The following is a 25,157-nucleotide window of genomic DNA, read 5'->3' as shown; positions in this document are numbered from 1 at the left end:
CTCGCTTGTCCAGGACGACAGCCTTGGTTGACAGGCAGCGTACCCCCTTACGTCGGCGATACCGCGCTCTTCAGCGCGCTCGCCTGCGGGGCTCCACCGGTCAGCCTGGCGCGTTCGGTGTTCGGCCAGAGCAGGAGCAGACCGAGCAGGCCGGAGCCGACCATGATCGCGGCGTTGATGGTGAAGCCGGTCATGTAGCCGTCGAGCATGCTGCCGGCATGCTGGATCACGGTGCCCATCACGGCGGGTGCGATGATGCCCGAGAGCGTATAGAGCGCGCCGTAGATCGCGAGGATGGCGCCGCGCTGCGAGGTCGGCGTGAACTCGCCGAGCATGGGCGGGCAGACGACATAGATCGCGCCGCACAGGCCCGTTCCGACCACGAGCAGCGCGAGCTGAAGGCCGGCGCCCTGGACATGCGGCATCGATGCCAGGATCAGGCCGCCGACGACCAGCGGCACGGAGCCGAGCACGCCGCGGGCGACGCGCGTGGTCGAGCCGCGGACCATCATCAATTGCGAGATCCAGCCGGTCAGGATCACGATGGTGGCGCCGAAGATCCAGGGCAGGGTCGAGATCCAGCCAGCCTGGCTCTGCGAGAAGCCGAGGCCCTTGATGATGAACGGCGTGAACCAGGTCAGCCCGAGCGACAGCGCCCAATAGGCGCCGAAGGTCGCGGCGACGCAGCCGAGGAAGGTGCGCGAGGTGAGAAGCTGAATGTAGGGAATCTTCGTTTCGGTGGCCGCGAGGGCCTGCGTGTCCTCCAGCGGGCCTTCTTTGCCGAGCGCGAGCCAGGCACAGACCCAGATCAGGCCGATGACGCCGAGCGCGCCGAAGGCATAGTGCCAGGAATGATTGACGATGATCCAGTTCAGCGCCGGCACCGCGATGATCACGCCGAAGGCCGAGCCTTGCGACAGGATCGCGGTCGGCAGCGTGCGCTTCTCGTCGGGGAACCATTTGTAGACGGCGTGCGCGGCGACCGAGAAGGCCGGGCCTTCGCCGGCGCCCAGCACGATGCGGCAGATCAGGAGCGTGGTGAAGGAGACGGTGCCGACCATCGGAAACTGCGCCAACGCCCAGACCACGGCGAGCGCCAACAGCACCCAGCGCGTCGGCACCTTGTTGACGATGAAGCCGACCACGATGGCCGAGATCGAGAACAGGAAGAAGAACGAGGAGCCGAGCAGGCCAAATTGCTCCGGCGTGAGCTTGAGGTCCGCCATGATCGGCACGCCGGCGAGGCCGACGACGATCTTGTCGGCGAAGTTCACCAGCATGAACAGGAACAGGAGAAAGGTGATGGTCCAGGCGCCCTTCGGCGTCCCGGTCGGCTTGCTCGCCGCGGACGGCGTTCCCTGAGCGCTCATGATTCTCCCTGTCTGTCTTTTTGGCACTTTTTTGATTTGGCCATCTTGGGAGCTAACAACGGGTTCGAGACCAACGCAACCCGGCATTTCCGCAGCAAGTGTGCTACGCAGCATTTCCGTTAATTCCGTCCGGCGCCATTCATCGTGCTGAGCATCAAAAATCTCTCCAAGACCTTCTTCTCGGCCGGCGAGCCGGTCCACGTGCTGCGTGGCGTCGATCTCGACCTCCGCGCCGGCGAGCGCGTCGCGTTGACGGGAGAGTCAGGCAGCGGCAAGAGCACGCTGCTGCACCTGATCGCCGGGCTCGATGCTGCCGATAGCGGTTCGATCCGGCTGGCGGATATCGAGGTCACCAAGCTGTCGGATGCGGGACGCGCGGAGCTGCGACGCGACCGGATCGGCCTGGTGTTCCAGCAGTTCAACCTGATCCCGAGCCTGTCGGTCGCGGACAATCTCGCCTTCCAGGCCCGGATCGCGGGCCGGCATGATGCAGCGTGGACGAAAGAGCTGATCGAACGGCTCGGACTTGGCAGCCTGCTCAAGCGTTATCCAGAGCAATTATCAGGCGGACAGCAGCAGCGGGTCGCGATCGGCCGGGCCTTGGCGACAAAGCCCTCGCTGCTGCTGGCGGACGAGCCGACCGGCAATCTGGACGAAGCCACCGCTGAAGACGTGCTGGCGCTGACGCGCGATCTCGTGGCGCGCACCGGCTGCGGCTTCCTGATGGTGACGCACAGCCTGCATCTGGCAGCGACGCTCGACCGCCACCTCACTTTGCATGGGGGACGCATCGCATGAGGCGCGTACTGTGGGTCCTCGCCGTACTGCTGAGCCATTGGCGGCGCCACAGAACGCAGTTCGCAACGCTGCTGATCGGGCTGATCGCGGCGACCGCGCTGTGGAGCGGCGTGCAGGCGATCAACCAGCAGGCCCGCAGCGCCTATGACCGCGCCGCCGCGACATTCGGCGGCGCGCGCACCGCGATGCTGGTGGCGCCTGATACCGCGACCTTTTCCCAGGAGCTGTTCATAAGACTCCGCCGCGCGGGCTGGCTGGTCTCCCCGGTGCTGGAGGGAAGGATCCAGATCAATGGACACACAATGCGGCTGCTCGGCATCGAGCCGGTGACGCTGCCGGCCGACGTCGGCAATGCACCGCGCCTTGGTGCATCTGATTTGAGCAGCTTTGTTGCGCCGCCAGGCCAGACGCTGGTAGCGCGGGAGACGCTGGCCGACTTGCAGGAAATAGAAGGTGCGGCACCACCGATGAGCAACGGCGCAAGACTGCCGCCGCTGCGCGTGCTGCCGCAGCTCGTGCCCGACGTGCTCGTGGTCGATATCGGCGTGGCGCAGCGGCTGCTCAACAAGCCGGACCAGGTGTCGCGGCTCCTGCTCGGCAAGGCGAAGGGCAAGCCCGCGCCACTGCAAAGCGTCGTCGGCGATCAATTGCAGCGGGTCGAGCCGAATGCGGAGACGGAGCTGGAGCGCCTCACCGACAGTTTTCACCTCAATCTCACCGCCTTCGGTCTGCTGTCGTTCTTCGTCGGGCTCTTCATCGTCAACTCAGCCGTCGGCCTCGCCTTCGAGCAGCGGCTGCCGATGCTGCGCACGTTGCGCGCTTGCGGCGCCTCGGCGCGGCTGGTCAACACGGTGCTGGTGGTCGAGCTGGTCGTATTGGCGCTGGTCGCCGGGCTGATCGGGCTCGTCTGCGGCTATTTCATCGCGGCAGCGCTGTTGCCCGACGTCGCGGCGTCGCTGCGCGGGCTCTATGGCGCGCAGATCCCGGGGCAGCTGACGCTGCGTCCCGAATGGTGGCTGGCCGGTATCGGCATCAGCGTTGCCGGCGCGCTGGTGGCTGCGGCAACCAGCCTGATCAAGGCGATCAGGATGCCGGTGCTGGCAACGGCGCAGCCGCGCGCCTGGCAGCAGCGGCAACGCCGCTGGCTGATCCTGCAAAGTGCTGCGGCGTGCATGGTGTTCGCGGTCGCGCTGCTGCTGCTTCACTATGGGCAATCGCTGATCGCCGGCTTTGGCGTGCTGGCGGCGCTGATGTTCGGCGCGGCGCTGATCCTGCCGGCATTTCTCGAGATCATCCTGCTCCTCGGCCAGCGCCTCGCACGAAGGCCGCTCGCACTGTGGTTCTGGGCCGACAGCCGGCAGCAACTCTCCGGATTATCGCTGGCGCTGATGGCGCTGCTGCTCGCGCTCGCCGTCAATGTCGGGGTGTCCACCATGGTGGAGACGTTCAGCCGGACCTTCATCGGCTGGCTCAATGGACGGCTGGCGGCCGACGTCTACATCAGCGCGTCCGACAACGCGCAAGGTGTTGCGATCCGCAACTGGCTGCGCGAGCGTAGCGATGTCCAGGCGATCCTCTCGGGCGGACGTGCGGAGGCGCAAGTTCAGGGGCAATCGGTGGAATTGCTCGGCCTGCCCGATCACGCGCTCTATCGCGAGCGCTGGCCGCTCTTGGAAGCCGCGCCGCGTGCCTGGACCCGGCTCGTGCCGGGCAATGCCGCCTTCATCAGCGAGCAGCTGAGCCGCCGCCTCAACGTCCGCGTCGGCGACGTCTTAGAGGTACCGGCACCGGGCGGGACCTGGGAGCTCGACATCGTCGGCATCTATGCCGATTACGGCAACCCCAAGGGGCAGCTCGCGGTCAACGTCGCGGCGCTGATCCGGCATTTTCCGCAGACGCCGCAGACGCGGATCGGGCTCATCGTCGCGAAGGAGAATATCTCCGGTCTCATCGCGGCCTTGCAGAAGCAGTTTTCGCTCGACGATCGCAGCGTCGCCGACCAGGCCACGGTGAAGGCGGAATCGATCCGCATCTTCAACCGCACCTTTGCGGTGACCTCCGCGCTGAATGCCTTTACGCTTGGCGTCGCCGGCATCGCGCTGCTCACGAGCCTACTGACGCTGGCGAACTCCCGCCTGCCGCAGCTCGCGCCGCTGTGGGCGATCGGCCTCACCCGGCCGCGCCTTGCCGCGATCGAATTGACCAAGACACTGTCGGTTGCACTGTTCACATCGCTGCTGGCGGTGCCGCTCGGCCTGTTGGTGGCGTGGTGCCTGATCGCGATCGTCAATGTGAAGGCGTTCGGCTGGCGGCTGCCGTTCCATGTGTTTCCGCTGCAACTGGTCGAACTGGTCGCGGTCGCGCTGCTCGCCTCGCTGATTGCCGCACTACTGCCCATGCTACGGTTGGCACGGATGCAGCCAGCGAACCTCGTCAAGGTGTTCGCCAATGAGCGCTGATCGGATCTCACGGCGCGCCTTCGCCGGCGGCGTTGCCGCGCTCGCCCTCGCGCGCCGTGCACGCGCGCAGGGCTATGCCGGGCTCGGCGAAACCGCTGATGGCTTTGCCAAGGTGACGCCGGGGAAGGTCTTCAACTTTCCGGACGATCACGGGCCGCATCCGGAATTTCGCATCGAGTGGTGGTATCTCACGGCGAACCTCGTCGATTCCAGCGGCGCGGCTTGCGGCCTGCAATGGACGCTGTTCCGCCAGGCGACGCAGCCAGGTCCGCAAGCCGAAGGCTGGGCCAATCAGCAGGTATGGATGGGACATGCGGCGGTGACGCGCGCCGACACCCATCGCTTCAACGAGACGTTTTCACGCGGTGGCGTTGGGCAGGCCGGCGTCACGGCCAAGCCTTTCGATGCCTGGATCGACGATTGGGAGATGAAGGGTCTTGAGCGCACCGACGATCGCACGCTGGCGCCGCTGACGCTGAAGGCGTCCGGCATCGACTTCAGCTACGCACTGACGCTGGAGGCCGACCGTCCGGTGGCGTTGCAGGGCGACGGCGGCTACAGCCGCAAGTCGGAGCGCGGGCAGGCGTCCTACTATTACAGCCAGCCGTTCTACCGCGCGCGCGGCACGCTCACCATCGATAACAAGCAGGTCGAGGTGTCAGGCCAGGCCTGGATGGACCGGGAATGGAGCAGCCAGCCGCTCGATGCCGACCAGACCGGCTGGGACTGGCTGTCGCTGCATCTCGCATCCGGCGACAAGCTGATGCTGTACCGGTTGCGGCAGAAGGACGGCCAAAACTATCCGTTCGGCAATTGGATCAGCGCCGCCGGCGAGACGCAGATGATTGCAGGGGGCGAGATCCAGATGATTCCGAAGGCAACCGCGGACGTTGCGGGACGCAAGCTGCCGGTGGAATGGCAGATCGCAATCCCCTCGCGATCGTTCTCGATCCTGTGCAAGCCACTCAATCCAAGGGCTTGGATGGGGACCGGCTTCTCCTATTGGGAGGGACCGATCAGCTTTTCCGGCACGCATGACGGCGTTGGCTATCTCGAGCTGACCGGCTATTGAAGCGCGATCTCTGCGAAGGAACTAACGATGTATCATCTCACCGCCCTCGTCACGCTTCTGGCGATCGCATTTTATTTCTTCACCTGTATCAACGTCGCGCGGTCGCGCGACAAGACCGGCGTCAAGGTGCCGGCGATGTCGGGCCATCCGGATTTCGAACGCGGCTTCCGCATCCAGATGAACACGCTGGAATGGATGCCGATCTTCCTGCCGGCACTGTGGCTGTTCGCGACCTATATCAGCGACGCCATCGCAGCCGGCATCGGCGTGGTCTGGATCATCGGCCGCATCGTCTATTTCATCGGCTATTCCAAGGCGGCGGCAAAGCGCAGCCCGGGCTTCGCGATCCAAGCCCTCGCCGCCATGGCGCTGTGGGCGGCGGCGCTGGGGGCCGTGGTGTTGCGGATGACGTGAAGCCGAGGGCGACACCACACACTCGGTGTCGTCCCGGCGAAGGCCAGGACCCATAACCACAGGACGTGGTTATGGGCACGATGTGGCCACAGCTTGTTTCAACATTTAGGAGCCGGGGTAATGGGTCCTGGCTTTTCGCCAGGACGACATTGTGCTTGTTGAACCTCAGCCTCACTTCGTCAGCGGGCAGCCGCTTTCCTTCGCGGTGAAGAAGGCCTTGTCGCCGGGGACGGTGGCGAGCAGCTTGTAATAGTCCCAGGGCTTCTTCGATTCCGAGGGCTTCTTGACCTCGAACAGATACATGTCGTGGATCATGCGGCCGTTCTCGAGCACCTTGCCGCCTTGCGCGAAGTCGTCGTTGACCGGCAGCTCCTTCAGCTTCTTGGCGACCGCGTCCGGATCCTTGGTGCCGGCAGCCTTGACCGCCTTGAGATAGCTCAGCGTCGCCGAATAGGTGCCGGCGTGGATCATGCTTGGCATCCGCCCGGTGCGCTTGAAGAAGCGTTCGCCGAGATTGCGGGTCTTATCGTTGAGATCCCAGTAATAGCCCTCGGTCAGCACCAGGCCTTGCGCGGCCTGAAGCCCGAGGCCGTTCACCTCGGCGAGCGTCATCAGCAGGCCCGCGAGCTTCTGGCCACTGGCGACGATGCCGAACTCAGACGCCTGCTTGATCGAGTTGGTGGTATCGAGGCCGGCATTGGCGAGGCCGACGATCTTCGCCTTGGAGCTCTGCGCCTGGAGCAGGAAGGAGGAGAAGTCCGACGAGTTGAGCGGCACGCGCACCGAGCCGACCACCTTGCCGCCATTGGCGGTGACGATCTCGCTGGTGTCCTTTTCCAGCGCGTAGCCGAAGGCATAGTCCGCGGTGAGGAAGAACCAGGTGTCGCCGCCGGCCTTGGTCAGCGCACCGCCGGTGCCGACGCCGAGCGCGCGGGTGTCGTAGGCCCAGTGGAAGCCATAGGGCTGGCAGGCATCGCCGGTAAGGCGCGAGGTCGCGGCGCCGACGACGATGTCGATCTTCTTCTTTTCTTTGGAGAGCTCATGGATCGCGAGCGCGACCGAGGAGGTCGTCAGCTCCGTGATCATGTCGACGTTCTCGACGTCGTACCAGCGCCGCGCGATCGAGCTGGCGAGATCCGGCTTGTTCTGGTGGTCGGCGGTGACGACCTCAATCTTGTGGCCGAGCACCTCGCCGCCAAAATCCTCGATCGCCATCTTGGCGGCCTCGACCGACCATTTGCCGCCGTAGTCGGCATAGACGCCGGACTGGTCGTTGAGGATGCCGATCTTGACGCCCTGCGCCGAGGCAGGCACCGCCAACAATACGACCGAGGCCGCGGCGGCCAAGAATGCTGATTTCATATGTTATCTCCCGACAGTCTTCTGTTGTGAAATCGCGCGGATAGTAGTGAAGAACCCCACGCGTGCCCATCCATTTCGGCGTAGGCCGTTAGTTTGGGCGCGCGCTCCACAAGAATGGCGTCGTCCCGGCCTAGTGCGCAATTGCGCACGGGGGCCGGGACCCATAACCCCAGGGAGCAGTTATCGCGCGCAGCTGGTCACCGCGAGTCTTCGCCAAACTCGATCCTGTGGCTATGGGTCCCGGATCTGCGCTCGCGCTTGTCCGGGACGACAGCGTGATTGTGGCTACGCTGATGGACTCCCGACGATGGTCAGCCCGCGACCTCCGCCTTCTTATCCCGCCGCCCCTCCGCCAGGTTCCTCACCACCACGTAGAAGATCGGCGTGAACAGAAGTCCGAACAGGGTGACGCCGATCATGCCGAAGAACACGGCGACGCCGACGGCCTGCCGCATCTCCGAGCCGGAGCCGCTCGAGATCACCAGCGGCAAGACACCGAGGATGAAGGCGAAGGACGTCATCAGGATCGGCCGCAAGCGCAGCCGGCAGGCCTCAATGACAGCCTCGAGCCGCGGCTTGCCTTCGTTCTCGATATCGCGTGCAAACTCGACGATCAGGATCGCGTTCTTTGCCGCCAATCCCACCAGCACCACGAAGCCGATCTGGGTGAGGATGTTGACGTCCTGCCCCATGATGCGCACGCCGATGGTGGCAGCGAGCAGGCACATCGGCACGATCAGGATCACCGCGAACGGCAGCGTCCAGCTGCCATATTGGGCGGCGAGCACGAGATAAACGAACAGCACGCAGATCGGAAACACGTAGAGACCTGCATTGCCGCCGGTGACCTGCTGATAGGACAGGTCGGTCCATTCGAAGCTGAAGCCACTCGGCAGCGTGTCGTCCGCGAGCTTCTTGATGGTGTTGAGCGCGGTGGTCGAGCTGGTGCCCGGCGCCGGCTCGCCCTGCAATTCGGACGCCGCGTAAAGATTATAGCGCGCGACGCGGTCGGGGCCCGAGACATCCCTAAACTCGACCACACTGCCGAGCATCACCATGTCGCCGGAGGCGTTGCGCGTGCGCAGGCGTGCGAGATCGCTGGGCTCCTTGCGGTAGGGGAAATCGGCCTGCGCGGTGACGTGGTAGGTGCGGCCGAACAGATTGAAGTCGTTGACATAGGTCGATCCGAAATAGGTCTGGATCGTGTCGTTGATGTTGGAGATGGGAACACCGAGCTTCTGCGCCTTGGTGCGGTCGATGTCGACGAAGAGCTGCGGCGTATTGGCCGTGAAAGGCGAGAACACCGAGGTGAGACTTGGTGCCTTGCGCGCGGCGGCGACCAGCTCGTCGGTCGCGGCGGCGAGCATTTCGGGCCCGCGACCCTGGCGGTCCTGGACGCGGATGGTGAAGCCGCCGCCGGTGCCGATGCCCGGCACAGCCGGTGGCGGAATCACGATGATGAACGCGCCCTGGATCGCGGACAGGCGCTTGCGCAGCTCGGCCGTGATGGCGTTGGCGGACAGTCCCTTCTGCAGCCGCGCCTCGGGTTCGTCGAACACTGGAAACAGCGCCGCCGCATTGCCGGCCTGGGTGCGGGTGGCGCCGGAGAAGCCGGCGAAGGCCGCAACGCGGACGATGCCCGGCGTATCCAGCGAGATCCGCTCGATCTCGCGCACGACCTCGGTGGTGCGCGCCAGTGACGCCGCACCCGGCAATTGCACGGATACGATGACGTAGCCGCGATCCTGCGCCGGAATGAAGCCCTGCGGCGTGGTCACGATCAGCCAGCCGGCGCTGCCGATGAGCACGACGTAGATCAGGAGCATCACAACGGAGTGGCGGATCACGAAATTGGCGAGACCGGCATAACCATGCGCCAGCCGCTCAAACACGCGGTTGAACACGCCAGTGAAGGCATCCCAGCCCCGCGCAATGACATTCCAGGCAGCCGGCGGCTTCTTCTCCTCGTGCGGCACCAGGATCTGCGAGGCCAGCGCCGGCGACAGCGTCAGCGAGCAGAAGCAGGAAATCGCAGTCGCGACCGCGATGGTGACGGCGAATTGCTGGAAGAATTGCCCGGAAATGCCGCCTAGGAACGCGGTCGGAACGAACACCGCGCACAGCACCAGCGCGATCGAGACCAGCGCGCCGCCGACCTCTTCCATCGTCTTCAGCGCCGCATCGCGCCGGCTCATGCCGTGCTCGAGGTGCCGCTCGACATTCTCGACTACGACGATGGCGTCGTCGACCACGATGCCGACGGCGAGCACGAGGCCGAACAGCGTGAGATTGTTGATGGAGAAGCCCAGCGCCGCCATCACCGCGAAGGTGCCGACCAGCGACACCGGTATCGCGATGATCGGAATGATCGCGGGCCGCCATCCTTGCAGGAACACCAGCACCACGACGACCACGAGCAGCATGGCCTCGTAGATGGTCTTGATCAACTCGTGGACCGACTGCGCGATGAACTCGGTCGGGTTGTAGCCGATATTGTAGTCGAGACCGCGAGGGAAGCTCGCCTTGAGCTTCGTCATCGTGTCGGAGATGTTTTTCGCCGTCGCGAGCGCGTTTGATCCGGGCCGCTGGGTCACCAGCATGGCCACAGCCGATTTGCGCAGCAGGAAGCTGTTGGTGGAATACGCCAGCGCCCCTAGCTCGATGCGGGCAACGTCGCGCAAACGAACGACCCGGCCGTCGGAGCCGGCCTTGATCAGGATGTCCTCGAACTGCTTCTGATCCTTCAGGCGTCCCGTGAAGGTGAGATTCGGTTGGAAGGCGCGGTCGGCGATCGGCGGCTCGGCGATCTGGCCGCCGGCTATCTGCAGGTTCTGGGCGCGGATCGCCGCGAGCACCTCGGCCGAGGTCAGGCCGAGATTGGCGATCCGGTCAGGATCGAGCCACAGCCGCATCGAATAGTCGCGTGCACCAAAGATCTGGATGTCGCCGACGCCGTCGAGACGCAGCAGCTGGTCGCGGACCTGGAGCAGCGCATAGTTCGAGATGTAGAGCTGGTCGAACGTGTCGTCCGGCGACAGCATGAACACGACCATCAGGATGTCGGGCGAGTTCTTGCGCGTGGTGACGCCGTTGCGCTGCACTTCCTCCGGCAGGCGCGGCTGCGCGATGGCGACGCGGTTCTGCACCAGCACCTGGGCCTTATCGAGATCGGTGCCGAGCTTGAAGGTGACGGTGATGGTGAGCTGGCCGTTCGAGGTCGCCTGGCTGTAGAGATACAGCATGTCCTCGACGCCGTTGATCTCCTGCTCGATGGGAGCTGCGACCGTGTCGGACACAGTCTGCGCGGAGGCGCCGGGATATTGCGTGGTGACGACCACGGTGGGCGGCACCACTTGCGGATATTCGGAGACCGGCAGCGTGGTGTAGGCGATCGCGCCGACGATCAGCAGCACGATCGACAGCACCATCGCCAGGATGGGCTGGTTGATGGAGAGGCGGCCAAGATTCATGACTTGCCACCGGCCGGGGCTTGCGCGGTCTGCGGCGCGACCTTGGCGCCGACGCGGGCGCGCTGGATGCCATTGACGATGACGCGGTCCTCCGCCTTCAACCCTTCGCGGATCACGCGCAGGCCGTCATCGAGCGGCCCGAGCACCACGGGACGCGCCTCGACCGTGTCATCGGGCTTCACCACGAACACGATTTTGCGGGACTGGTCGGTCGCGATAGCGACGTCCGGAATCAGCAGCGCCTCATAGGGCGCGCTGCCGATCAGGCGGACACGCCCGAACTGGCCGGGCAGGATCGACAGGTCGGTGTTCTTGACCACCGCGCGGCTGCGCAGCGTGCCGGTCGAGACATCGAGGCGGTTGTCGAGGAAGTTCACTGTGCCCTCATGCGACGGCTTGGTTTCACCGGCCAGCGTCACCTGCACCGGGTTCGCGGTGTCGCGCGAACTTGGGCGCCGCCCCTCGAACCATAATTTGCTGTATTTGATGAAGGTCGCCTCATCCATGTCGAAATAGATGTAGATCGGATCCAGCGTGACGATCGAGGTCAGCAGCGTCGAAGCGCCGTTGTCGCTGCCCTGCACGAGATTGCCGGGACTGACGAGGTGGCGGCTGACGCGACCGGTCAGCGGCGCCGTCACATGCGTGAACTCGATGTTGAGCTTGGCGGCCTTCAGCGCGCCCTCGGCCTGCGTCTCGGCCGCATGTGCGGCCTGCAAGGCCTGGCGGCGCTGATCGACGACCTGCTCCGAGACCGCGCTGGTCTGCACCAGGTTGAGACCGCGGTCGAGCTCGCGCTTGGCAAGCTCCACTTTGGCCCGCGCGTCCGACAGCTGACCCTCTGCCTGCGCAGCCACCGCCTCGAACGGACGGGAATCGATCACGTAGAGCAGATCGCCCTGACGCACGATGGCGCCGTCCTGGAACTCAACCGAGTTGACGAAGCCGCCGACGCGGGGGCGCACCTGCACCTCCTCGACCGCCTCGAAGCGACCGGTGAACTCGTCCCAATCAGTGACAGTGCGCTTGACCGGTTGGGCGACCGTCACCGGCGCCGGCGGCGGGGCAGCGGCCTGCGACGCCGGCTTGTCGCAGCCGGACAGGGCGAATGCCGCGGCGAGAAGCCCGGCAATTGCGCTGTGCTGAACGAAATCGTGCTTTTTGACAATCTGCTCGCTTCCGTCCGGTCCAGTCATCCCAGGTCCTCGCATAAAAGCCGCGGAAAATGCGGGATAGGCGCCCACTCGCGGGGGACACAACATGGGCGGCAATGATGAACTCTTCAAGACCAATGCACGCGCAATGCCCGGCCGCATGCCCTGACCGGATGGCGGGTTGACAGGGGGATAGCCGCCGCGCACGCGATGATTAGCGGGCGGAATTCAATTGGACTTATTCACGGGGCACATGAATGCAGGAGGCGAGGTCCACGCTGCGTTCACCCTCCCCTGGAGGGGGAGGGCTATCGCATATGCATTTCGCGGGGACAACCCGCGAGTTTGCTCCGCCTCTCCCGCTTGCGGGAGAGGCCGACGCGTCCCGGGCGATGCGAAGCATCGTCCCGAGCGCGGCGGGTGAGGGCTCTCACCGCACTGGGATCGCCTCCGCAATTCTCGACAATCCCGACGCGGAGGCACCCCCACCCCAGCCCTCCCCCGCAAGCGGGAGAGGGAGCCCACTGCCGATGCCGAAGCATTATTCACGCCATATGCGATAGCCCTATCTGGAGGGGGAGGGTTAAGAAGAGGCCCAGCGTCTTCGCGCATGACGGGCCGCAACTGCTCGTCTAGACTACCCCCTACAAAAACAAGACGAATTGTCCGGGGAGGACAAGCGTGCACCAGGGACGTGTCGTTTATGGCGCGATCGAGGAGGTCGTGTTCGGCCATCCCGCAGCCGAAGCCATCGTCGCGCAGATGGACCGGCTGGGAACGCGCCGCGCCTTCCTGATGGTCTCGGGCACGCTCAACCGGCAGACCGACGAGATCACGAAGATCAGGGAGGCGCTCGGCGAGCGCTGCGCCGGCCTGTTCGACGCCATGCCGGCGCATACGCCGCGCGAGGCGGTGATCGCCGCCACCCATGCGGCGCGCGAGGTGAACGCCGATCTGATCGTCACCGTCGGTGGCGGCTCCATCACCGACGGCGCCAAGGCGGTGCAGCTGTGCCTCGCCAACGGCATCGACGATATCGGCGGCATCGAGCGCATCCGCGTGCACAAGGGCGTCGCACCCGAAATGACCGCGCCGACAGTGCGCCAGATCAGCGTGCCGACCACGATCGCCGGCGGCGAGTTCAGCGCGATCGCGGGCGTGACCGACCGCAGCACGAATGTGAAGCAGATGCTGCGGCATCCGCTCATGGTGCCGCGCGCGACCATCCTCGATCCCGCGATCACCGTGCACACGCCGGAATGGCTGTTTCTCTCCACCGGCGTCCGCGCCGTCGACCATTGCGTGGAAGCGATCTGCTCGCGCGAGACTCACCCTTATGCCGACGCGCAATCGATGAAGGGCCTCGCCATGCTCGCCGACGCGCTGCCGCGGGTGAAGGCCGATCCTGCCGATCTCGACGCGCGGATGGATGCGCAGATCGGTACCTGGCTGTCGATGGGCGCTCGCAGCGGGCGTGCCGATGGGTGCGAGCCACGGCATTGGCTACGCGCTGGGTGCGGCCTTCGACGTGCCGCACGGTTACACCTCCTGCGTCATGCTGCCGGCGGTGATGCGCTGGAATGCGCCCGACAATGCCGAGCGCCAGATGATCGTCGCGGCCGCCATGGGCTTTCCTGGCCGAGATGCCGCCGACGTGCTCGATGCCTTCATTGGCTCGCTCGGCATGCCGCGCAGCCTCGCCGAGGTGCGCGTGTCGCCGGAGCATTTCGACGCCATCGCCGCACAGGCGATGCGCACGAATTGGATCCCGCACAATCCGCGCAGGATCGACAGCCCGGCGCAAGTGCGTGAAATCCTGCTTCTTGCCGCATGATCCAAAAGCCGGAGGACTGATGTACCCAGGTCAGCATGCCCGCCTACGTCCGCTCCAGCCTGCCTTCATCATGGCGGCGACGGGCGAGACCGTCACCTATCGCGAGCTGGAGGCGCGCAGTAACCGCCTCGCGCATCTGTTTCGCAGGCACGGCCTGAAGCGGCTCGATCATTATTCGATCTTCATGGAGAACAATTCGCGCTATCTCGAGGCCTGCGGCGCAGGCGAGCGCTCCGGCCTCTACTACACCTGCATCAACTCCTTCCTGACACCGGGCGAGCTCGCCTATCTCCTCGTCAACAGCCAATCCAAGATCCTGATCACGTCGGTGGCGAAGCTCAACATCGCGCGCGAGGCGATCCAGGCCTGCCCCGACGTCAAGCTCTGCATCGTCGCCGATGGCCCGGGCGAGAGCGACCGCATCGTCGGTCTTGCGGAGGTGACCGCCGATCTGCCGACGACGCCGATCGCAGACGAGTGGCTCGGCACCGCGATGCTGTATTCGTCGGGCACGACCGGACGGCCCAAGGGCATCCTGCGGCCGCTGCCGGAGGAGCCGCCAAAGCACAATCTGCCGCTGTTCGATTTCCTGACGAAACTTTGGCACTACCGCGAGGGCATGGTCTATCTGTCGCCGGCGCCGCTCTATCACTCGGCGCCGCAGGCGGCAGTCAATCTCACGATCCGCATGGGCGGCACCGTGATCATCATGGAGAGCTTCGATCCGGAGCGTTACCTTGAGCTCGTCGAGCAATGGGGCATCACCCACACCCAGCTGGTGCCGACGATGTTCTCGCGCATGCTGAAGTTGCCGGAGGAGGTGCGCAGCCGCTACGATCTATCGTCGCTGGAGATCGCGATCCACGCCGCGGCGCCCTGCCCGGCCCTCGTCAAGGACGACATGATCAAATGGTGGGGCCCGATCATCCATGAATATTACGGCGCCACCGAGGGCCTCGGCTTCACCGCCTGCAACAGCGAGGAGTGGCTCGCCCATCGCGGCACCGTCGGCAAGGTTCTGCTCGGCGATCTCCACATCCTCGACGAGAACATGAGGGAATGCCCGACCGGCACGCCGGGCCAGGTCTGGTTCAAGACCGCCTCGCCGTTCGAATATTTCAACGACCCGGAGAAGACCCGGGAGGCGCGCTCGGCGGACGGCAGCATGAGCACAGTCGGCGACGTCGGCTATGTCGACAAGGACCGCTTCCTCTACCTCACCGATCGCGCGACCTTCATGATTATCTCCGGTGGCGTGAACATCTACCCGCAGGAGTGCGAAAATCTGCTGATCACCCACCCAAAGGTCGCCGACGCCGCGGTGTTCGGCGTGCCCAATGCCGATCTCGGCGAAGAGGTGAAGGCAGTGGTGCAACCGATGCCGGGCGTGGTGCCGGGCCCTGCGCTGGCGGAAGAGCTGATCGCGTTCTGCGCAAAATCGCTGTCGCGGCAGAAGGTGCCGCGCTCGGTCGATTTCGAAAAGGAATTGCCGCGGCTGCCGACGGGGAAGCTGTACAAGCGGCTGCTGCGGGATAGGTACTGGGGGAACAAGGCATCGCGGATCGTGTGAGGCGCAGCCACACTCAGCCATCGTCCCGGGCGCGACGAGGTCGCGAACCCGGGACCCATAGCCAAAGGGAACAATCGTCGCGCGAGCAGGCAACTCCGAGTCTTCGCCAAACCACTCCCTGTGGCTATGGGTCCCGGATCGGCGCGCGCTTGGGGCGCGCTTGTCCGGGACGACACCGGAGTTTGTTGATGTGGCTTGCGCCCCAACATCGATACAGGAACCGTCCCTTCGCACCTGCACTCTCGCATCGTGAGAGAATGAAGCCCTGCGGCCTTCCGTCATCCGAATTGTCGAGAGCGTGGGCGGCCTTGCCGGTTGCCTCCCTCCACGCCCATCGCTATCGTCCCCTCAAACAGGCCAAAAGGCCGATGTCCAGGGAGGACGAGGATGCGGAGCGTGCGGGCGCTCGCCGCGACGGCGGCGCTATCTTTGCTGGCGTTTTCGACCATTGCGCTTGCCGGCGAGCCCAAGCAGGGCGGGATCCTGCGGATGTATCATCGCGACAGCCCGGCCAATGCGTCCATCCTCGAGGGCGCGACCTATTCGATCAACGTGCCCTTCATGGGGGTATTCAACAATCTGGTCATCTATGACCAGCACATCGCGCAGAACAGCCCTGATACCCTGAGGCCAGAGCTGGCCGAGAGCTGGTCCTGGAGCGGCGACAACAAGAAGCTGACCTTCAAACTGCGCCAGGGCGTCAAATGGCATGACGGCAAGCCGTTCACGTCGGCCGACGTCAAATGCACTTTCGATCTCCTGATGGGCAAATCGCAGCAGAAGCTGCGGCAGAATCCGCGCAAGGCCTGGTACAATGAGGTCAACGACGTCACGCCGAACGGCGATTTCGAGGTCTCCTTCGACCTGAAGCGGCCGCAACCGTCGCTGCTGGCAATGCTCGCATCCGGTTATACGCCGATCTACCCCTGTCACGTCTCGCCGGCCGACATGCGCACCCACCCGGTCGGAACCGGCCCGTTCAAATTCGTCGAGTTCAAGGCCAATGAATCAATCAAGCTGACGCGAAACCCGGACTACTGGAAGAAGGGCCTGCCCTATCTCGACGGCATCGAGTACACGATCATCACGAACCGCTCGACCGCGATCCTCGCCTTCGTCGCCGGCAAGTTCGACATGACCTTCCCGACGCACATCACGATCCCGCTCCTCAAGGATATCAAGTCACAGGCGCCAAACGCGATCTGCGCAGTCGAGCCGACCAACGTTTCGACCAACATCATCGTCAATTCGACTTCCGCGCCGTTCGACAACATCGACATCCGCCGGGCGATGGCGATGGCGCTCGACCGCAAAGCCTTCGTCGACATCCTGTTCGAGGGCCAAGCCGATATCGGCGGCACCATGCTGCCGCCGCCGCAGGGCATCTGGGGCATGCCCAAGGACAAGCTGGAGACCATCCCAGGCTATGGCCCGAACGTGAACGCGAGCCGGGAGGAGGCCAGAAAGCTGATGCAGAAGGCCGGCTACGGCCCCGACAAGCACCTCGCCGTGAAGGTCTCGACACGCAATCTCGCGGAATATCGCGATCCCGCGGTGATCCTGATCGACCAGCTCAAGAGCATCTATATCGACGGCGAGCTCGACGTCGTGGAAACCGCGAACTGGTTCCCGAAGGTCGCACGCAAGGATTACATGCTCGGCCTGAACCTGACCGGGAATTCCGTCGACGATCCCGACCAGTCCTTCTACGAGAACTACTCTTGCGGCTCGGAGCGGAACTACACCAATTATTGCAACAAGGAGATCGAGAAGCTGTTCGACGTGCAGTCGCAGGAGATCGATGTTGGCAAGCGCAAGCAACTGGTCTGGGACATCGACAAGAAGCTGCAGGAGGATGTTGCCCGTCCGATCATCTTCCACGCGCGGGCCGGCACCTGCTGGCAGCCTTATGTCAAGGGGATCACGATCATGTCGAACAGCTCTTATAACGGCTTTCGCTATGAGGACGTCTGGCTCGACAAGTAACGCGGGCGGCTGAGGCGTTCGACAGGAGGCGGTGCATGTTTGCCTATCTGGTGCGACGCCTGTTCCTGATGCTCGTGACCCTGTTCGGGATCTCGATCGTCATCTTCTTCCTGCTGCGCGTCGTCCCCGGCAACATCGTCGACATCCTGTTCGCCGCGGCCGGCTATGTCGATCCCGCCGACAAGGCCAATCTGGAGAAGGAGCTCGGCATCGATGAGCCGCTGATCGTGCAATATTGGCACTGGATCAGCGGTCTTCTGCGCGGCGACTTTGGTTATTCCTACGTGTCGGAGAAGCCGGCGCTTCAGGAGATCCTGCCGCGGATTCCGATCACGGCGCGGCTTGCTGGCCTCGCGCTATTGTTCTCAGCGTCCATCGGCATCCCGCTCGGCGTCATCAGCGCCGTGAAGCAAGGCACCCGGCTCGACTATGCGCTGCGTGTCGTCAGCCTCAGCGGATTGTCCCTGCCCTCGTTCTGGCTCGGCCTTTTGATCCTCACCGCGTCGGTGGCGATGTTCGGCCAGATGCCGATCTTCAATCCCAATCCGCAAACCTGGCTTGAGGCATTTGCCACCTATGCCGTGCCGGCGGCCGCCGTCGGCTTCCGCAGCGCCGCGCTGACCATGCGCATCACCCGCTCCTCGATGCTGGAGGTGCTGCGGCAGGATTATATCCGCACTGCCCGCGCCAAGGGCGCATCCGACGCCGCCGTGAACTATCACCACGCGCTGAAGAACGCGATCTTGCCGGTGATCACCGTGATCGGCATCGAGGCGGCATTCCTGATCGGCGGTCTGATCGTAACCGAGACCGTGTTCAACATCCCCGGCGTCGCCCGCTTCCTGGTCGAGGCAATCCGCTGGCGCGACTATCCGATCGTGCAGAACCTCGTGATGTTCATCGCGGTCGTGGTCGTGTTCGCGAATTTCACCGTCGACATGCTCTACGCGGTGTTCGACCCGCGCATCAGGTACACGGATTAGGAGATCAGCTTGGCTGCGATCGACTTCGACGTTGAACTGAGACGGGCCGGGGCGCATGCGACCGGCGGCTGGCGGCGCGTGCTGTTCATGGCCCAGCGGCACGTGCTTGGCGCGGCCGGCCTCGTCATCATGACGGTGTTCGTGCTCACCGCAATCTTCGCCGACTTCATCGCACGCTACGATCCACTGACGGTCGACTCCGCCCGCGCGCTGGCGCGCCCGAGCCTGGCGCACTGGATGGGCACCGATTCCTTCGGCCGCGACGTGTTCAGCCGCATCATCCACGGTGCACGGATCTCGCTCGCGGTCGGGCTTGGCTCCACGGCGCTCGGCGGCTCGATCGGCGTGATCGTCGGCCTCACCTCCGGTTATCTCTCGGGCTGGGTCGATCTCGTGTTCCAGCGCGTCTCCGACGTTCTCCAGGCGCTGCCGCTCTTGGTGCTGGCGCTGGTGATGACGGCGGCGCTCGGCCCATCACTGCCGAACGTGATCATCGCTATCGCCATTCCGCTGATCCCGACGGTCGCGCGCGTCATCCGCGCCAACACGCTGGCACTGCGCGAACAGCCCTTCGTGGAGGCTGCAAAATCGATCGGTATGAGCGAGATGCGGATAGCGCTGCGCCACGTGCTGCCGAACACGCTGGCGCCGCTGATCGTGCTGGCGACCGCCCAGCTCGGCTCGACCATCCTGACCGAGGCTTCGCTGTCCTTCCTCGGCCTCGGCATTCCCGAACCTTATCCATCGTGGGGGCGTATGCTCTCGGAATCCGCCGCCGAATATGTCCGCACCGCGCCGTGGCTGGTGATCTTCCCGGGCATCGCCATCAGCCTCGCCGTGTTCGGTGCCAATCTGTTCGGCGACGCCCTGCGTGATATCCTCGATCCCCGGCAGCGCGGCTGATGGCTGACAAATCCGACCTCGTGCTCGACGTGAAGAACCTGAAGACGGTGTTCTTCACCAATTCGGGACTCTTCAAGGCGGTTGACGACGTTTCGTTCACCGTGAAGCGCGGCGAGACGCTGGCGATCGTCGGCGAATCCGGGTGCGGCAAGAGCGTCACGGCGCTATCGCTGATGCGGCTGGTGCCTGATCCGCCGGGCCGCATTGTCGGCGGCTCCGTCACGCTCGAAGGCACCGATCTGCTGGCGCTGGATGAAGCGAAGATGCGTGCTGTCAGGGGCAACCGCATCTCCATGATCTTTCAGGAACCGATGACCTCGCTCAATCCGGTGATGCGGATCGGCGACCAGATCGTCGAGGCGGTGCGGCTGCACCGGAACTTGTCGGCCAAGGAAGCGGCGGATATCGCAGTCGAGATGCTGCGGCTGGTGCGCATCCCCGAGCCGGCGCGGCGCGCACGCGAATATCCGCACCAGCTCTCCGGCGGCATGCGCCAGCGCGCGATGATCGCAATGGCGCTGGCGTGCCGTCCGGCGCTGCTGATCGCGGACGAGCCGACCACTGCGCTCGACGTCACGATCCAGGCGCAGATCTTGGCGCTGATCCTCGACCTTCAGAAGGAGCTCGGCACTGGGCTCGTGCTGATCACGCATGATCTCGGCGTGGTCGCGCAGACCGCGCAGCGCGTGATCGTGATGTATGCGGGCCGCAAGGTCGAGGAAGCCAGCGTCGAAGCGCTGTTTGCATCGCCAAAGCATCCCTATACGCGGGGGCTGATGGCTTCGATTCCGGCCGTGCCGGCGTCCGGCGTCGCCGCGCCGCCGCGGCTGAACGAAATTCCGGGCACGGTGCCGTCGCTGGTGCGGCTGCCGAAAGGCTGCGCCTTCGCGCCGCGGTGCCCACTCGCGATCAAGCGCTGCCAGGACGAATATCCGCCGCTCGCCGATTGGGGCGGCGGCCATCTCGCCGCCTGCTGGCGCGCGGAGGAAGTGGCGGAGGTAGCATGAGCGAGGCGCTGCTCGAGGTCACGGACTTGATCAAGCACTATCCCGTGCGTGCGGGCGTGCTGCGCCGGCAGGTCGGCACCGTGCACGCGGTCGATGGTGTCTCGTTCGCGCTCGGTGTTGGCGAAACGCTTGGCCTCGTCGGCGAATCCGGCTGCGGCAAGTCGACCGTGGCGCGCAGCGTGCTGCGGCTGGTCGAGCCGACCTCGGGCCAGATTCGCCTGGAAGGCGAGGACATCACCCATCTCTCGAAGACGGCGCTACGGCCGCACCGTCGCTCGATGCAGATCGTGTTCCAGGACCCCTTTGCCTCGCTCAATCCGCGCATGACCGCGGGCGACATCGTCGGCGAGCCGCTGGCCGTGCATGGGCTCGCCACCGGCAAGGCGCTGGAGGCGCGTGTCGCGAGACTGTTCGAGCAGGTGGGCCTAAGACCCGATCAGATGCGCAACTTCCCGCATCAATTCTCCGGCGGCCAGCGTCAGCGCATCTGCATCGCGCGAGCGCTGGCACTGGAGCCGCGGTTGATCGTCTGCGACGAGCCGGTCTCCGCGCTCGACGTCTCGATCCAGGCGCAAGTGATCAATCTCTTGATCGACCTGCAACGCCGGCACGGCTTCTCCTATCTCTTCATCGCGCACGATCTCGCCGTGGTCGCGCATATCAGCCACCGCGTCGCGGTGATGTATCTCGGGCGGATCGTCGAGATCGCCGACAAGGACGAATTGTTCCGCAACCCGCGGCATCCTTACACGCAGGCGCTGCTCGCCTCGGTGCCGATCGCCAATCCGCTCGCGAAAAAACTTGCGCCCCTGGTCGATGGCGATGTGCCGAGCCCGGTCAATCCGCCCTCGGGCTGCGCGTTTCATACCCGCTGCCGGTTTGCGATGGAACGGTGCAAGACGGAGCGGCCGGCGCTGGTGGAGGCGGCTGGCGGACATCGGGTGGCGTGTTTGCTCAATGAGGGGACGGGGCGACCTCTCTAATGTCGTCCCGGCGAAGATCCGTAGGGCGGGCAAAGCGATGCATGCCCACCATCCCAGACGCAACCGCCGCACGACGGTGGGCACAGTGCTATGCGCCCACCCTACGATTACGATACTGCGCTCGCCGCCCTAACCCGCCCCGATCTCCGCCACGATCCTGCCCGTGGTCACCTGCTCGCCCTCGGCAACGTCGATCGCCGCCACCACGCCGTCAATGCCGGCCTTGTGGACGTGCTCCATCTTCATCGCTTCCAACGTCATCACCGGTTGACCGGCAGTGACGCGATCGCCGGGCTTGACCAGGACGGCGACGACGCGGCCGTTCAGGGCAGCGCGGACCTTGCCGTCACCGCCGTTGGTCGCGGCAGCCTTCGGCGCGGCCAGCGTGAGATCATTCACCGCGAGCGGGATGCCGCGATGCTGGAGGTAGAGCCGGTCGCCATCGCGCAGGAATCTTGCGCTGTCCATTACGCCGTCATGGCGGAAGCGGATGGCGTCGGGATCAAGCTCATCGATTTCGAACTTGGCTTCCCGGCCGTCGGTAGCGATTGTGTAGCTGCCGTCGCGCTCGCGAGTGACTTCGAGTTCGTGTATCTGGCCGGCGATCTCGATCTTCGCAGGCAGCGGGAACGTTGCCGACAGGCTCCGTCCGCCCCGCCATGACGGCGCCTGCGGGCTGGTGACGTAGAGCAGAAGGCCCGCGAGTGCGACGCTGAATGCGCTGTTGGCGCGCGGTGCCATCAGCTCGTCGCGATGCGCGCCAATGAACGCCGTCGTCGCCTCGCCCTTGGCAAAGCCGGAATGACGCAGGCACGACATCAGGAACGCCTGGTTTGTGGTCACGCCAAAAGCCGTGAGCTGCTCCAGGCCGACGATCAACCGCCCCCTCGCCTCCTCGCGCGTGGCGCCATGGCTGATCACCTTGGCAATCATGGAATCGTAGAACGGCGGGATCTCGGTATCCGACTGTAGCGCATGCTCGATGCGCAATCCTTCCGGCACCTGCCAGCGCGCCATGCGGCCGGACTGCGGCATGAAATCGTGCGCGGCATCTTCCGAGCACAGTCGCACCTCGATGGCGTGGCCTTCGAAGCGGATATCCTGCTGCTTCACCGGCAATTGCTCGCCGCGCGCAACGCGCAGCTGCAGCTCGACGAGATCGAGCCCGGTGATCGCCTCGGTCACGGGATGCTCGACCTGAAGGCGCGTGTTCATCTCCATGAAGTAGAAGTCGCCGCTCGCATCGAGCAAAAATTCCAGCGTGCCGGCGCCCTCATAGCGCAGCGCCTTCACGGCCGCGACGGCCACCTCGCCCATTTTCGCGCGCAGCTCCGGCGTCACCGCAGGCGACGGCGCCTCCTCGATCAGCTTCTGGTGCCGCCGCTGCACCGAGCAATCACGCTCGCCGACATGGATCGCGTTGCCGTGGCTGTCGCCGAACACCTGGATCTCGATATGGCGCGGGTTCAGGATGGCCCGTTCGAGGATGACCGTGGGATCACCGAACGCGGCCTTCGCCTCCGACCGCGCGCTGCGCAGGGCATCGGGAAAAGAGGCCGCGTCGGCGACGAGCCGCATGCCTCGTCCGCCGCCGCCGGCCACCGCCTTGATCATCACGGGGAAGCCGATTTTTTTGGCTTCGGCGAGCATGACCTCGTCGCCCTGGTCAGTGCCCTGATAGCCTGGCACGATGGGCACGCCGGCCTTCTTCATGATCTCCTTGGCGCCGGCCTTGTTGCCCATAGCTTCGATCGCCTGCGGCGATGGGCCGATGAAGACGAGACCGGCATCCTTGCAAGCTCTCGCGAACTCCTCATTCTCGGCAAGGAAGCCATAGCCGGGATGCACGGCGTCCGCGCCGCTCGCCCTGGCTGCGGCGATGATCGCGGGGATGTTGAGATAGGAGTGCGCCGGCAGCGCTTCGCCGATGCGCACGGCCTGATCCGCCTGCCGCACGTGGAGCGCATCGCGATCGGCATCCGAATAGACCGCGACGACGCCGAGGCCGAGTTGCCGCGCGCTGCGCATCACGCGGAGCGCGATCTCGCCGCGATTGGCGATCAGGACCTTGAAGAACGGCCGGTGCTGCACTGATCCGTTCCTCATGGGCGAGCCACCGAGAACTGCATGCGCTGGGGTGTGCGTGCATCGCCCTCGCGGCAGATCGCGAGCACCTCGGACAGCACCGCGCGGGTGTCGCGCGGATCGATCACGCCGTCGTCGAGCACGCGCGCGCTGGTCGAAAACACGTCCATCTGGCCGTCGAACACGCCAATGATCTGCGCCTTCATGGCCTCGAGCTTGTCCTTCTCGACCGGTTTGCCGCGGCGCGCGGCGGCGGCCTCGGTCACGATCGCCATGGTTTCTGCAGCCTGCTCGCCGCCCATCACGGCGGTCTTGGCGTTCGGCCAGGAGAAGCAGAAACGCGGATGGAAGCCGCGGCCGCACATGCCGTAATTGCCGGCGCCGAACGAGGCACCGCAATAGATGGTGATCTGCGGCACCGTCGCCGAGGTCACCGCCTGGATCATCTTCGAGCCGTGCTTGATCATGCCGGCTTCCTCATAGGCCTTGCCGACCATGTAGCCGGTGGTGTTGTTCAGATAGAGCAACGGCGTGCGGGTCTGGCAGCAGGCCTGGATGAAATGCGTCGCCTTGTTGGCACCGGCGGGATCGAGCGGACCGTTATTGGTGATGATGCCGATCGCCTGGCCCTCGATGCGGGCATGGCCGCAGACGGTGGCGGGGCCGTAGTTCGGCGCCATCTCGGTGAAGTCGGAATCGTCGACGATGCGCGCGATCACCTGTTTCATGTCCACCGGGCGCTTGTGATCCATCGGCATGATGCCGAGCAGCTCGTCCTGGTCGTAGCGCGGCGGCTTGAACCGCGCAGCTACCCTGCCCGGCCGCTCCCATTGCAGCGCCGCCATGATCTCGCGCGCGATGCGAAGTGCGTCGCGATCGTCCTCGGCGAGATAGTCGCCGAGACCGGACACCTGCGTATGCATCTCGGCGCCGCCGAGCTCTTCCTCGGTCGCGATCTCACCGGTCGCGGCTTTCAATAGCGGCGGCCCGGCAAGGAAAGCGCGGGTGCGGCCGCGGACCATGACGATGTAGTCGGAGAGACCCGTCTGGTAGGCACCGCCGGCGGTGGACGAGCCATGCGTCACGGTGACCACGGGCAATCCCGCGGCCGAGAGCCGCGCGAGATTGCGAAAGATGTTGCCGCCGCGGACAAAATCCTCGACGCGGTAACGCAACAGATTGGCGCCGGCGCTTTCGACGAGCTGGACGTAAGGCAGCTTGTTCTCCAGCGCGAGCTCTTGCGCCCGCAGCGTCTTGTCGAGGCCGTAGGGCTGCAGCGCACCGGCATCGATGCCGGCATCGCTGGCGCTAACCATGCAGCGCACGCCCGAGACAAAGCCGATGCCGGCAATGACGCCGCCGCCGGGCACGCTCTTGGCCGGATCCGGAACGTCGAACATGTAACCGGCGAGCGTCGACAGCTCAATGAAGGGCGCGCCGGGATCAAGCACCAGCGCGACGCGCTCGCGCGGCAGCAGCTGGCCGCGCTTGTGGAAGCGGTCCTTTGCTGCGGCGGACGCTGCCCGCGTGCGCTCTTCCAGCGCGCGCATGCGGTCGATCAGCGCAAGCATGCCGTCGCGGTTGGCGTGGTAGCTGGTGCTGCCGGGCGAGATAGTGTTTTCGAGAATGGACATAAATCTATCCTACCCGTCATTGCGAGGAGCGAAGCGACGAAGCAATCCAGTCTGTTTCCGCGGATGCACTCTG

The 25,157-nt window shown here is 65.0% G+C and carries 16 protein-coding genes and 1 pseudogene; 11 read left to right on the top strand and 6 right to left on the bottom strand.

All coding sequences use genetic code 11. From position 1 onward, the window contains the following. Positions 1-47: 47 nt before the first annotated feature. Positions 48-1,370 (bottom strand): MFS transporter, encoded by a 1,323-nt coding sequence (locus LRP30_RS01980; RefSeq protein WP_249759176.1) that lies wholly within the window; start codon positions 1,368-1,370, stop codon positions 48-50. 144 nt (positions 1,371-1,514) lie between these two features. Between LRP30_RS01980 and LRP30_RS01975 the strand changes: the two genes are divergently transcribed. The 4 genes from LRP30_RS01975 to LRP30_RS01960 are packed head-to-tail and all read left to right on the top strand — an operon-like array spanning position 1,515 to position 6,113. Next, a complete protein-coding gene (locus LRP30_RS01975; RefSeq protein ID WP_249759175.1) occupies positions 1,515-2,168 on the top strand; it encodes an ABC transporter ATP-binding protein in 654 nt (217 codons plus the stop codon). Then, on the top strand, positions 2,165-4,627 hold the full coding sequence (locus LRP30_RS01970) for an ABC transporter permease (protein WP_249759174.1): 2,463 nt from the start codon (positions 2,165-2,167) through the stop codon (positions 4,625-4,627). The genes LRP30_RS01975 and LRP30_RS01970 overlap by 4 nt, the downstream gene beginning before the upstream one ends. Then, positions 4,617-5,699 (top strand): lipocalin-like domain-containing protein, encoded by a 1,083-nt coding sequence (locus LRP30_RS01965; protein ID WP_249759173.1) that lies wholly within the window; start codon positions 4,617-4,619, stop codon positions 5,697-5,699. Before LRP30_RS01970 ends, LRP30_RS01965 begins: the two co-directional genes overlap by 11 nt. A gap of 27 nt (positions 5,700-5,726) precedes the next feature. Further along, positions 5,727-6,113, top strand: a complete 387-nt coding sequence (locus tag LRP30_RS01960) for an MAPEG family protein (RefSeq protein ID WP_249759172.1) — start codon at positions 5,727-5,729, stop codon at positions 6,111-6,113. Positions 6,114-6,284: 171 nt separating this feature from the next. Here LRP30_RS01960 and LRP30_RS01955 read toward each other — a convergent pair whose 3' ends face one another. From LRP30_RS01955 to LRP30_RS01945, 3 genes are all read right to left on the bottom strand, one after another. Further along, a complete protein-coding gene (locus LRP30_RS01955) occupies positions 6,285-7,475 on the bottom strand; it encodes an ABC transporter substrate-binding protein (protein ID WP_249759171.1) in 1,191 nt (396 codons plus the stop codon). 311 nt (positions 7,476-7,786) lie between these two features. After that, complete coding sequence (locus tag LRP30_RS01950) at positions 7,787-10,945, bottom strand: multidrug efflux RND transporter permease subunit (RefSeq protein WP_249759170.1); 3,159 nt, start codon at positions 10,943-10,945, stop codon at positions 7,787-7,789. Further along, entirely contained in the window at positions 10,942-12,141 is a 1,200-nt protein-coding gene (locus tag LRP30_RS01945) for an efflux RND transporter periplasmic adaptor subunit (RefSeq protein WP_164934868.1), read from the bottom strand. The genes LRP30_RS01950 and LRP30_RS01945 overlap by 4 nt, the downstream gene beginning before the upstream one ends. A gap of 639 nt (positions 12,142-12,780) precedes the next feature. Here LRP30_RS01945 and LRP30_RS01940 point away from each other — a divergent pair. From LRP30_RS01940 to LRP30_RS01910, 7 genes and pseudogenes are all read left to right on the top strand, one after another. After that, positions 12,781-13,933 (top strand): annotated as a pseudogene (locus LRP30_RS01940) (iron-containing alcohol dehydrogenase). Positions 13,934-13,952: 19 nt separating this feature from the next. Then, positions 13,953-15,503 carry an AMP-binding protein gene (locus LRP30_RS01935; protein WP_128930822.1) on the top strand — a complete coding sequence of 517 codons (1,551 nt, stop codon included), beginning with the start codon at positions 13,953-13,955 and terminating at the stop codon, positions 15,501-15,503. 387 nt (positions 15,504-15,890) lie between these two features. Further along, positions 15,891-17,489, top strand: a complete 1,599-nt coding sequence (locus LRP30_RS01930; protein WP_128943371.1) for an ABC transporter substrate-binding protein — start codon at positions 15,891-15,893, stop codon at positions 17,487-17,489. A gap of 35 nt (positions 17,490-17,524) precedes the next feature. Further along, complete coding sequence (locus tag LRP30_RS01925) at positions 17,525-18,472, top strand: ABC transporter permease (protein WP_128930820.1); 948 nt, start codon at positions 17,525-17,527, stop codon at positions 18,470-18,472. Positions 18,473-18,481: 9 nt separating this feature from the next. Beyond that, positions 18,482-19,375 carry an ABC transporter permease gene (locus LRP30_RS01920; RefSeq protein WP_091887158.1) on the top strand — a complete coding sequence of 298 codons (894 nt, stop codon included), beginning with the start codon at positions 18,482-18,484 and terminating at the stop codon, positions 19,373-19,375. Further along, positions 19,375-20,382 (top strand): ABC transporter ATP-binding protein, encoded by a 1,008-nt coding sequence (locus tag LRP30_RS01915; protein ID WP_128943373.1) that lies wholly within the window; start codon positions 19,375-19,377, stop codon positions 20,380-20,382. The genes LRP30_RS01920 and LRP30_RS01915 overlap by 1 nt, the downstream gene beginning before the upstream one ends. Next, a complete protein-coding gene (locus LRP30_RS01910; RefSeq protein WP_128930817.1) occupies positions 20,379-21,365 on the top strand; it encodes a dipeptide ABC transporter ATP-binding protein in 987 nt (328 codons plus the stop codon). Before LRP30_RS01915 ends, LRP30_RS01910 begins: the two co-directional genes overlap by 4 nt. A 129-nt stretch (positions 21,366-21,494) precedes the next feature. Here LRP30_RS01910 and LRP30_RS01905 read toward each other — a convergent pair whose 3' ends face one another. Next, positions 21,495-23,471: an acetyl-CoA carboxylase biotin carboxylase subunit gene (locus tag LRP30_RS01905; RefSeq protein ID WP_249759169.1), complete on the bottom strand. Its 1,977-nt coding sequence runs from the start codon at positions 23,469-23,471 to the stop codon at positions 21,495-21,497. Continuing rightward, positions 23,468-25,084 (bottom strand): acyl-CoA carboxylase subunit beta, encoded by a 1,617-nt coding sequence (locus LRP30_RS01900; RefSeq protein ID WP_249759168.1) that lies wholly within the window; start codon positions 25,082-25,084, stop codon positions 23,468-23,470. The genes LRP30_RS01905 and LRP30_RS01900 overlap by 4 nt, the downstream gene beginning before the upstream one ends. Between the last annotated feature and the right edge of the window lie 73 nt (positions 25,085-25,157).

Source organism: Bradyrhizobium sp. C-145 (genome assembly GCF_023375135.1).
Lineage (GTDB): Bacteria > Pseudomonadota > Alphaproteobacteria > Rhizobiales > Xanthobacteraceae > Bradyrhizobium > Bradyrhizobium zhanjiangense.
This window is presented reverse-complemented; position numbering and strand designations above follow the sequence as displayed.